Origin of the sequence: Luteimonas salinilitoris (assembly GCF_041300785.1) — a bacterium.
In the GTDB taxonomy this organism is placed as follows: Bacteria; Pseudomonadota; Gammaproteobacteria; order Xanthomonadales; family Xanthomonadaceae; genus Luteimonas; species Luteimonas salinilitoris.
Genome location: NZ_JBFWIB010000014.1, coordinates 83,557 through 92,928, shown reverse-complemented (window position 1 = coordinate 92,928; position 9,372 = coordinate 83,557). Strand labels below are relative to the sequence as shown.

The window sequence follows — 9,372 nt, the reverse complement described above, 5'->3', positions numbered from 1 at the left end:
CTGGGGGGGTTCCCCCCCCCCCCCCCCCCCCACTCCCACAAGAGCAGGGGTGCGACGAGGACCGGGGAGCAGGCCAAAAAAAAGCCGGGGCGAGCCCCGGCTTCCGGATCGTATGGACGCCGCAGGGTCAGCCGACGGCGGCCCGGTAGCGCCGCTCGACCTCGTTCCAGTCGATGACGTTGAAGAACGCCGAGATGTAGTCCGGACGGCGGTTCTGGTACTTCAGGTAGTAGGCGTGCTCCCACACGTCCAGGCCCAGGATCGGCGTGCTGCCGGAGCCGATGCCCTTCATCAGCGGGTTGTCCTGGTTGGCGGTGTCCTCGACGGCGAGCTTGCCGTCCTTGCCGACCACCAGCCACGCCCAGCCGCTACCGAAGCGACCCTTCGCGGCATTGGTGAAGGCGTCCTTGAAGGCCTCGAAACCGCCCAGGTCGCTCTCGATGCGCGCAGCCACCTCGCCGCCCGGCTTGCCGCCGCCGTCGGTGGACATCACCGTCCAGAACAGCGAATGGTTGGCATGGCCGCCGCCGTGGTTGCGCACCGCCTTGCGGATCTTCTCCGGCAGCGCATCGATGTCGGCGATCAGCGCCTCGACCGGCGTGTCGGCGTAGTCGGTGTCCTTGACCGCATCGTTGAGGCTGTTGACATAGGTCTGGTGGTGCTTGCTGTGATGGATCTCCATCGTCTGCGCGTCGATGTGCGGCTCGAGCGCGTCGTAGGCGTACGGCAGTTCGGGGAGGGTGTGGGCCATTGCGGTCTCCGGTCCGGTGGAAGAAGTCGGTCATTGTGCTACGGATGGAGTAAAAACAGCATCAAGCCCGCGGGAACGGTCCATTGCACCGCGGACATGCAGGCCCGCTGTCGGCCGGTAGCGCCGGTGCGGCCATGCCGCCCGGACCTGCGACCACCGCTCCGGTCGACGGCAAGGCCGCTTCACGACGCGCACCCTTCGACGCACAGGGCCTGGCCGAGCGCGTCCGCCGCCGCACGCGGGCGGCGACATAGGGAAGCGCGTGCCGCATCGGCGGACGATCACCCGATGCCCTTCCGTAGGAGCGCGCCATGCGCGCGATAACGCGGGTACTTCGCCGCCACGGGATTCCGGGCACCGACGCGCCTTCCGGCTCGCGCAGGAACCGCCGATGGCCGACACCGGAAGCGCCCGCGGCATCGCGCGCATGGCGCGCTCCTACACGCCGTCCCGATCGCATTCGGGACGAACGCCACCCGCGATCCTGGATCCTAGTGCGGCACGTTCGGGCTCGGCTCGTCGCCAACCCCTTTGCTCCGGTCGCCGCGCGGAATCGGCGACAGCCGGTTTTCGACGCCCTCCACGCCCCGCATCGCCGACACGGCCCGCACCGCCTCCTCGAGCTCCGCTTCCGACACCTCGCCGCTCAACACCACGCGGCCGTCGTGCACCTTCACCTCCACGGCGCCGGATTGGTCGATCACATGGCCGAGCTTGGCGCGCACCCGCTCCTGCAAGCGATCGTCGTCGACCGGCTGCGCGGCCATCCTCGAGCGCGTCTCGGCGAGCACGCCGTGCACGCGATCGGCCGCGCGCTTGGACTTGGCGCGCGCGAAGTGCTCGGCGTCATGGCAGGCGGACACCGCCTGGTCGCGCGCCAGGGCGCGCCGGCGGCGGCCGACGGTGGGATCGAGGTAGTACATCGCGGCCGCACCGGCGGCGAAGGTGGCGACCAGTCTGAATACGGTATTCATGAATGTCTCTCCGATCGGAATGAATGGCACCGGCGAGCGGTCATCCATCGGCGGCGCAGGCATCTTGGATCGGCAAGCCCGCACCCGAGGCCGGCAATGACCGCACGTGCGACACGATCTTGCCAGCCGGTCCGAAAAAGCCGCGCGAAGATCGCTGCACCCGATCCCAGCGCAATGCGCACCAGGGTTTCCTAAACACGCCCTCCTCTCCTCCCGTCGCGTCGATAAACGGACGGCCGCCACATCCCGACCCTTCACCCCACGTTGTTGCGGCCGGGACTTAGATGACCATCGTCGACGACCCTGTGGAGGCCTCATGGCGAAGATCACTGGCGGTTTCCGACGCGGTTTGCCGGCGCTCGCGCTGCTGCCGCTGCTCTGGCTGGGCGAGGCGCTGGCCGAGCCCTCAAACAAGTGGCGGATCGAGATCAGCGGCGGCGCCCATTCCAACGGCGCGATCGTGCTGCGCGTGGCCCCGGTGGGCGGCGTGCCCACCGATATTGAGATCCTGATCCCCAGGATCGCCGGCGAGAACGAGGTCGCAGAGCTGATCCGCGACGGCCTGTATGCGCGGCTCGGCGAAGGCTATCGCGTCGAAAGCGACGACGGCGAAGACGTGCTGGTGAAGCGGCGCCGCGAGACGCCCTATTTCGACCTCATCCTCGTCAGCAACAGCGTCGAGGGTGTGAGCATGCGCCTGCAGCACGAATGAGCCGACGCGGCTATCCCGTCATCTCGACGGGTTCGCCCGTCAGGGTGAGGTAGCGCCCCATCGCGTCCGCGGTGAGACACGAGTGCACCGGCAGGAACAACAACGTCTCGCCGGGACGGGTGCGAGCGATCACCTCGTCGGGCGCAGCGACGATGCCGTGCTCCTGCGACAGCCGGACCAGCCGGATCTCGGGGCGCAGCGCGCCCCAGCCGTCGGGCGCGGCCTCCACCGCCAGGCCGAAGATGCGTTGCCCGTCGAAGTCCATCGCGTCCTTGGAAAAATGCACCGCGCCACCATGGACCACCAGCTCGCCGCGGGCCGGATGGCGCGCCACCACCGGACAGGCCATCGCCACGGCGATGTCCTCCACCGCGCAGGCGCCGATCTGCCACTGCGACAGATCGTAGAAGACGTAGTTGCCGGGGCGGATCTCGTCCACCCCCGGGAAAGCGCCGACCGTGGAACAGGTGGGCGTATCGCCCACGGACAGTTCCAGCGGGCCGGAAATGTCGGCCAGGTCATCGCGCAGGCGGCCGAGCAGGCCCAGCGTCTCGGCATGCACGGCGGCGATCGCCTGCCCGCCGCGCGCGTCGTAACTGTGGCCGGCATGGGCGAGCAGGCCGCGCAGGCGGATGTCGTCGCGCCCGGCGAGCGCCGCGGCCAGGTCACGCAGGACGTCGAGGTCCTCGGGATCGAAACCGGTGCGGCGGCTGCCGACGTCGATCTTCAGCCACGCGTCCACGCGCGTGGAAAATCGCACACCGTCCAACGCCTGCGGATCGGCCAGGACGATCCCGAATGCGGTGCGCGGGGCCAGCGCATCGACCCGATCGCGCATCCCCGGATGGAACGGAAACGCCAGCGTGATGTCGCGCCAGCCGTCGGCGACGAAGTATTCCGCCATGGACAGGGAGGAGACGGTGATCGCCTCGACCCCAAGCTCGCGGAACCAGCGGCCAACCGTATGGCTCTGGTGCGTCTTGAAATGCGGCCGAAGGCGGACCCCGGCAGCGGCGGCACGCTCGGCCATGCGCTTCAGGTTGTGGCGAACGCGCGCTTCGTCGAGCAGGAGAACCGGCTCGGACAGTGAGGACGGGAACGACATGGCCATGGCCATCTGCGGCGGCGGAGTGCAGAGTTTCACATACGTCGACGACGCATGTAGTCGCATAGGTCGGGACGGGCGCAGAGAACCCCGATACCGCGCCAACTCGCGCGATATCAGCTACGTGCGGCTTCTATCCACCATCGCGACGATGGTTGCGAAGAGTTCGTCCTTCGCCTGCTCGGCCGTGATCTCTCCGGCCGCGGCCGCATAGGACAGGGCCTCGGCCGCACCGAGCATCGCCCGCAGGCCCGCCGTTGCGATCGCCCCCGTCCCGGTGAACGGAGCGAGGACGGCCCGGCACTTGTCCATGAATCCAGTTTCCCATTCCCGCTTGACCCGTTCCAGTTCCGGCGAACCGGCCAGTGCCGCGGTCACGCCCGGGATTTCGCGGCCCTGGAGAAGCACGCAATCGACATAGGAAGACGCGATGACCCCTGCCCTGCTCGCCAGGGTCGGTTCGCTCGCGTGGAGCGCGGCGTCCATGAGCGCCGTCTGGCTTGCGTCGAACTCCAGGTAAAGCGCCGCCAGCAGGCCGGATCGTGTCTGGAAGTGGTCGTACACCACGGGCTTGGTCACCCCCGCCAGTTCGGCCAGCCGACCCAAGGTCAAGGCATCCGTGCCTTTCTCCCGGATCAACCGCCACGCCATGTCCAGGAGCTGGCGGTGCCGTTCCTCCCTGGACAGGCGGCGGCGCGGCGGCGGGTTCGCGGGGTGTTGTTTGTCCTGGGCGCTTGACACGATAACCTACTAAACGTAACTTACTATTGGTATACAAGCTTCGCGCTTGGCCCGCCATCCGTCAACAGGAGTCGCCCCGCATGCACGCGCTTATCGTTGTCGCTCACCCCGAACCCGCATCGCTCAGCCATGGCATCGCCGCGCAGATTGCCGAAGGCGTGTCGTTGTCCGGCCCCGGCCATTCCTATGAGATCGCGGACCTCGCGGCGGAAGGCTTCGACCCGAGGTTCACCGCGGCGGATCTCGCCGTCCACCGCAGCCAGGCGCTGCCGCCCGCCGACGTCGCTGCCGAGCAGGCGAGGATCGACCGGGCGGATGCCCTGGTGCTGGTCTACCCCGTCTACTGGTGGTCGATGCCGGGGCTTCTGAAGGGATGGATCGATCGCGTGTTCGCCAATGGCTGGGCTTTCGATTTCGGCCCGGAGACCGGGCTGGTGAAAAAGCTTCGCCACCTGCGGGTCGACCTCGTCGCCATCGCGGGGGCCGACGCGCGGACCTATGCGCGGCACGGCTATTCCGGCGCCATGAAGACGCAGATCGATCACGGGATATTCGACTACTGCGGCGCGTGCGTCGCAACGTCCGAACTCCTGCTCGAGTCCGAGACACAGGATCCGCGCGCGCATCTGGACGCCGCACGCACCATCGGACGTCGTCTCTTCAATGCACCCAGGCAATGCGAAGCAGCCTGAGAGCGGCGACACGTTGGGTACGCTGCGCTCACCCCAACCTGCACGCTCTCGCGGCGTTGCCGGAACCGGTCAGTTCGCCTCGGCGACCTCCACCCCGTCCAAGCCCTGCGACAGCGTGCGCGCGTCGCCGCCCTGGGCGAGCTTGATGCGCAGGCGGACCTCGTTGGCGGAGTCGGCGTAGCGCAGGGCGTCCTCGTAGGAGATCTCGCCGGCCTGGTAGAGCTCGAACAGGGCCTGGTCGAAGGTCTTCATGCCGAGGTTGGTGGACTCCTTCATGATGTCCTTGAGCTTGTGGATCTCGCCGTCGCGGATGTAGTCCTGCACCAGCGGGGTGCCGAGCATGATCTCCATGGCGACGCGGCGGGCCTTGCCGTCCGGGGTCGGGATCAGCTGCTGGGCGACGACGCCCTTGAGGTTGAGCGAGAGGTCCATCAGCAGCTGGCCGCGGCGGTCCTCGGGGAAGAAGTTGATGATGCGGTCCATCGCCTGGTTGGCGTTGTTGGCATGCAGGGTGCACAGCACCAGGTGGCCGGTCTCGGCGAAGGCGATGGCGTGATCCATGCCCTCGCGGGTGCGCACCTCGCCGATCATGATCACGTCCGGCGCCTGGCGCAGGGTGTTCTTGAGCGCGTTCTCCCAGCTGTCGGTGTCGATGCCGACCTCGCGCTGGGTGATGATGCAGCCCTCGTGCTTGTGCACGAACTCGATCGGGTCCTCGATGGTGATGATGTGGCCGGTCGAGTTCTGGTTGCGGTAGCCGATCATCGACGCCAGCGAGGTCGACTTGCCGGTGCCGGTGGCGCCGACGAAGATGATGATGCCGCGCTTGGTCATCGCCAGGGTCTTGATGATCGGCGGCAGGTTGAGCTCCTCGATGGTCGGGATCTTGGTCTCGATCCGGCGCAGCACCATGCCGACCTGGTTGCGCTGGTAGAAGCACGACACGCGGAACCTGCCCACGCCGGACACGCCGATGGCGAAGTTGCACTCGTGGGTCTTCTCGAACTCCTCGCGCTGCGGCGGCGACATCACGTTGAGCACCAGGTCGCGCGACTGCTGCGGCGTGAGCGGGTTCTGGGTGATCGGCGAGATCTTGCCGTGGACCTTGATCGACGGCGGCATGCCGGCGGTGATGAACAGGTCCGACGCCTTCTGGTGCGCCATCAGCTTGAGGAACGAGGTGAAATCGATGCTGCTCATGGAGTGCTCCTGCGGAGCCGGGAATCGGGAATGGAGAATCGGGAATCGTAAGAGCGGGAGCCCGGGATAGCGGAGGAAGGAAGGGCTACTGTTGCAGTTGCTTCAACCATTCCCGATTCCCCACTCCCGATTCCCGCGTCTTTTCGATCACTCGAAAAGACGCTTGTCCTTCGCATAGTCCTTGGCCTGCGCGCGCGTGACCAGGCCGCGCTTGACCAGGTCCTGCAGGTGCTGGTCGAGGGTCATCATGCCCATCTGCTGGCCGGTCTGGATGGCCGAGTACATCTGCGCCACCTTGTCCTCGCGGATCAGGTTGCGGATGGCCGGGGTGCCGACCATGATCTCCCAGGCCGCGGTGCGGCCGCCGCCGACCTTCTTCAGCAGGGCCTGGCTGATCACCGCGCGCAGCGACTCGGACAGCATCGAGCGCACCATCGGCTTCTCGCCGGCGGGGAACACGTCGATGATGCGGTCGATGGTCTTGGCCGCGCTCGAGGTATGCAGGGTGGCGAACACCAGGTGGCCGGTCTCGGCGGCGGTCAGCGCCAGGCGGATGGTCTCGATGTCGCGCATCTCGCCGACCAGGATGTAGTCGGGATCCTCGCGCAGCGCCGAGCGCAGCGCCTCGTTGAAGCCGTGGGTGTCGCGGTGCACTTCGCGCTGGTTGATCAGGCACTTCTGCGCGGTGTGCACGAACTCGATCGGGTCCTCGATGGTCAGCAGGTGCCCGTATTCGCTCTTGTTGATGTGGTCGACCATCGCCGCGAGCGTGGTCGACTTGCCCGAGCCGGTCGGGCCGGTCACCAGGATCAGGCCCTGCGGCTGGTCGATCAGCTGCCGGAACACCGGCGGGCAGCCGAGGTCCTCCAGCGTCAGCACTTCCGAGGGCACGGTGCGGAACACCGCCCCGGCGCCGCGGTTCTGGTTGAAGGCATTGACGCGGAAACGCGCCAGGCCGGGAATCTCGAACGAGAAATCGACCTCGAGGAATTCCTCGTAGTCGCGGCGCTGCTTGTCCGACATGATGTCGTACACCAGCGCGTGCACCTGCTTGTGGTCGAGCGCCGGGATGTTGATGCGGCGTACGTCGCCATCGACGCGGATCATCGGCGGAAGTCCCGCCGACAGATGCAGGTCCGATGCCTTGTTCTTGACCGAGAACGCCAACAGTTCGGCGATATCCATGCGTGTCCCCTGCACAGCAACTGTATCGATGAAGCCCGGACCAGCGCCAAGGCTGGCCCAGCCTACCCCCGGGCGGCAGTATAGCCCTCTACTCGCGTCACAAATCCAGCCCGCAAACAACTGGCCGGCCGCACGCCGGCACTCCCGCCGATGCCCCAGGACACCGAACTCGCCCAGCGGCTACAGGCCGTGACTCTCAGGATCGTCAACGCCGCCCGCCGTGCGGACCGGCCAGCGCCGGCGCTGCTGGCGGTCGGCAAGACCCGCGACGCCGGCGAGATCGACGCGCTGTGTGCGCTGCGTATGGCGCGGGGCGAGCCGCGTCCGGGCTTCGGCGAGAACTACGTACAGGAAGCGGCCGGCAAGATCCAAGCGCTCGCCGGCCGGCCGATCGAGTGGCACCTGATCGGCCATCTGCAGTCGAACAAGGCGAAGCAGGCGGCCGAGCTGTTCGACTGGGTACAGACGATCGACCGGCCGAAGCTGGCCGCCGCGCTGGCGCGCCATCGCCCGCCGCAGCACGCGCCGCTGAATGCGCTGGTGCAGGTCAACATCGACGATGAGGACAGCAAGCACGGCTGCCGCCCGGAGGACGTGCCGGCTCTGGCCGCCACGATCGCCGCCGAATCGGGACTGGCGCTGCGCGGGCTGATGGCGATCCCGGCGCCGCACCCGGATCCGGAGCGCCGCCGCGCCGCCTTCGCACGGATGAGGGCGTTGTTCGGTGCGCTGGCCGCAACGCATTCAGGCGTCGACACGCTGTCGATGGGCATGAGCGATGATCTCGAACAGGCGGTCGCCGAGGGCGCGACCCTGGTGCGGGTGGGGACGGCGCTGTTCGGGCCGCGTGGGAACGGCCGCACACGGTGAATCGCACCCGGCCCTCGTAGGAGCGCGCCATGCGCGCGATGCCGCGGGTGCCGGCAGGATCCGGTGGATGCCGCGCTTCTGGACCGGCAGGCGCGCCGGTCACCGGAATCCGCGGACGAAGACATGCCCGCGGTATCGCGCGCATGGCGCGCTCCTACGAAACGACCGGCGGTGTGCGTTCCCGCGGTCGGTCAGGCATTCTAGGCGGTCGGCACGTACCGGATCGCACTCCATGTCCACAGCAACCGACCACCGCCCTTCGCCCGCCGCGCCCGGCACCGTCGCCTTCATCGGCGGCGGCAACATGGCCCGCAGCCTGATCGGTGGATTGATCGCCAACGGCGCGGCGCCGGCGACGGTCCGCGTCGCCGAACCGAACGAGGCCACTCGCCAGGGCCTGGCCGCCGATTTCGGCGTGTCGGTGTTCGCCGATGCCGGCACGGCGGTCGACGGCGCCGACGCCTGGGTGTTCGCGGTCAAGCCGCAGGTGATGCGCGAGGTCTGCGCGACGCTGGGCGACAAGGCCCGCGCCGAGCGGCCGCTGGCGATCTCGATCGCCGCAGGCATCACCTCGGCGCAGCTCGACCGCTGGCTCGGCGGCGACATGGCCGTGGTGCGCACCATGCCCAACACCCCCGCCCTGCTCGGCGCCGGTGTCACCGGGCTGTATGCCAATCCGCTGGTCGATGCCGCGGGCCGCGCGCGGGCCGAGGCGCTGCTGGCGTCCGCCGGCACCACCGTCTGGATCGACGACGAAGCGAAGATGGACGCCGTGACCGCGGTCTCCGGCAGCGGCCCGGCCTACGTGTTCCTGCTGGCCGAGGCGATGGAAGAGGCGGCGAAGGCCGAAGGCCTGCCCGCCGACGCCGCCCGCACACTGGTGCTGCAGACGGTGCTCGGCGCCGCGCGCATGCTCACCGAGTCCGGCGAGTCGCCGGCCGAGCTGCGCCGCCGCGTGACCTCGCCCGGCGGCACCACCCACGCCGCGGTGGAGACGTTCGAGGCCGGCGGCCTGCGCGCGCTTGCGGCGCAGGCGATCCGTAATGCGACTGTCCGCGGCGGCGAGCTGTCGGCGGCCAATGACTGAGCTGAGCCGCGGTCGCATCGCAGCGATCAACACCGCTCTCGTAGGAGCGCGCCAT

The 9,372-nt window shown here is 68.3% G+C and carries 10 protein-coding genes; 4 read left to right on the top strand and 6 right to left on the bottom strand.

Annotation, left to right across the window (positions count from 1 at the left end):
- Positions 1 to 127: 127 nt before the first annotated feature.
- Positions 128 to 751: a superoxide dismutase gene (locus AB5T46_RS17175; protein WP_370565279.1), complete on the bottom strand. Its 624-nt coding sequence runs from the start codon at positions 749 to 751 to the stop codon at positions 128 to 130.
- A gap of 491 nt (positions 752 to 1,242) precedes the next feature.
- A complete protein-coding gene (locus AB5T46_RS17170; RefSeq protein ID WP_370565278.1) occupies positions 1,243 to 1,788 on the bottom strand; it encodes a BON domain-containing protein in 546 nt (181 codons plus the stop codon).
- Positions 1,789 to 2,041: 253 nt separating this feature from the next.
- Between AB5T46_RS17170 and AB5T46_RS17165 the strand changes: the two genes are divergently transcribed.
- Positions 2,042 to 2,437 (top strand): hypothetical protein, encoded by a 396-nt coding sequence (locus tag AB5T46_RS17165; RefSeq protein WP_370565277.1) that lies wholly within the window; start codon positions 2,042 to 2,044, stop codon positions 2,435 to 2,437.
- Positions 2,438 to 2,447: 10 nt separating this feature from the next.
- Here AB5T46_RS17165 and AB5T46_RS17160 read toward each other — a convergent pair whose 3' ends face one another.
- A complete protein-coding gene (locus tag AB5T46_RS17160; RefSeq protein ID WP_370565276.1) occupies positions 2,448 to 3,548 on the bottom strand; it encodes an alanine racemase in 1,101 nt (366 codons plus the stop codon).
- Between the two features lie 114 nt (positions 3,549 to 3,662).
- Positions 3,663 to 4,229: a TetR/AcrR family transcriptional regulator gene (locus AB5T46_RS17155; RefSeq protein WP_370565283.1), complete on the bottom strand. Its 567-nt coding sequence runs from the start codon at positions 4,227 to 4,229 to the stop codon at positions 3,663 to 3,665.
- 134 nt (positions 4,230 to 4,363) lie between these two features.
- Here AB5T46_RS17155 and AB5T46_RS17150 point away from each other — a divergent pair, with 134 nt between their 5' ends.
- Complete coding sequence (locus AB5T46_RS17150; protein ID WP_370565274.1) at positions 4,364 to 4,975, top strand: NAD(P)H-dependent oxidoreductase; 612 nt, start codon at positions 4,364 to 4,366, stop codon at positions 4,973 to 4,975.
- A 69-nt stretch (positions 4,976 to 5,044) separates the two neighbouring features.
- Here the strand turns inward: AB5T46_RS17150 and AB5T46_RS17145 are convergent, their stop codons facing one another.
- Complete coding sequence (locus AB5T46_RS17145) at positions 5,045 to 6,175, bottom strand: PilT/PilU family type 4a pilus ATPase (protein WP_370565273.1); 1,131 nt, start codon at positions 6,173 to 6,175, stop codon at positions 5,045 to 5,047.
- Positions 6,176 to 6,322: 147 nt separating this feature from the next.
- On the bottom strand, positions 6,323 to 7,360 hold the full coding sequence (locus AB5T46_RS17140) for a type IV pilus twitching motility protein PilT (RefSeq protein WP_149194872.1): 1,038 nt from the start codon (positions 7,358 to 7,360) through the stop codon (positions 6,323 to 6,325).
- Between the two features lie 150 nt (positions 7,361 to 7,510).
- Here AB5T46_RS17140 and AB5T46_RS17135 point away from each other — a divergent pair, with 150 nt between their 5' ends.
- Positions 7,511 to 8,230, top strand: a complete 720-nt coding sequence (locus AB5T46_RS17135) for a YggS family pyridoxal phosphate-dependent enzyme (protein ID WP_370565272.1) — start codon at positions 7,511 to 7,513, stop codon at positions 8,228 to 8,230.
- Positions 8,231 to 8,462: 232 nt separating this feature from the next.
- A complete protein-coding gene (gene proC, locus AB5T46_RS17130) occupies positions 8,463 to 9,317 on the top strand; it encodes a pyrroline-5-carboxylate reductase (protein WP_370565271.1) in 855 nt (284 codons plus the stop codon).
- The last annotated feature ends 55 nt before the right edge of the window (positions 9,318 to 9,372 follow it).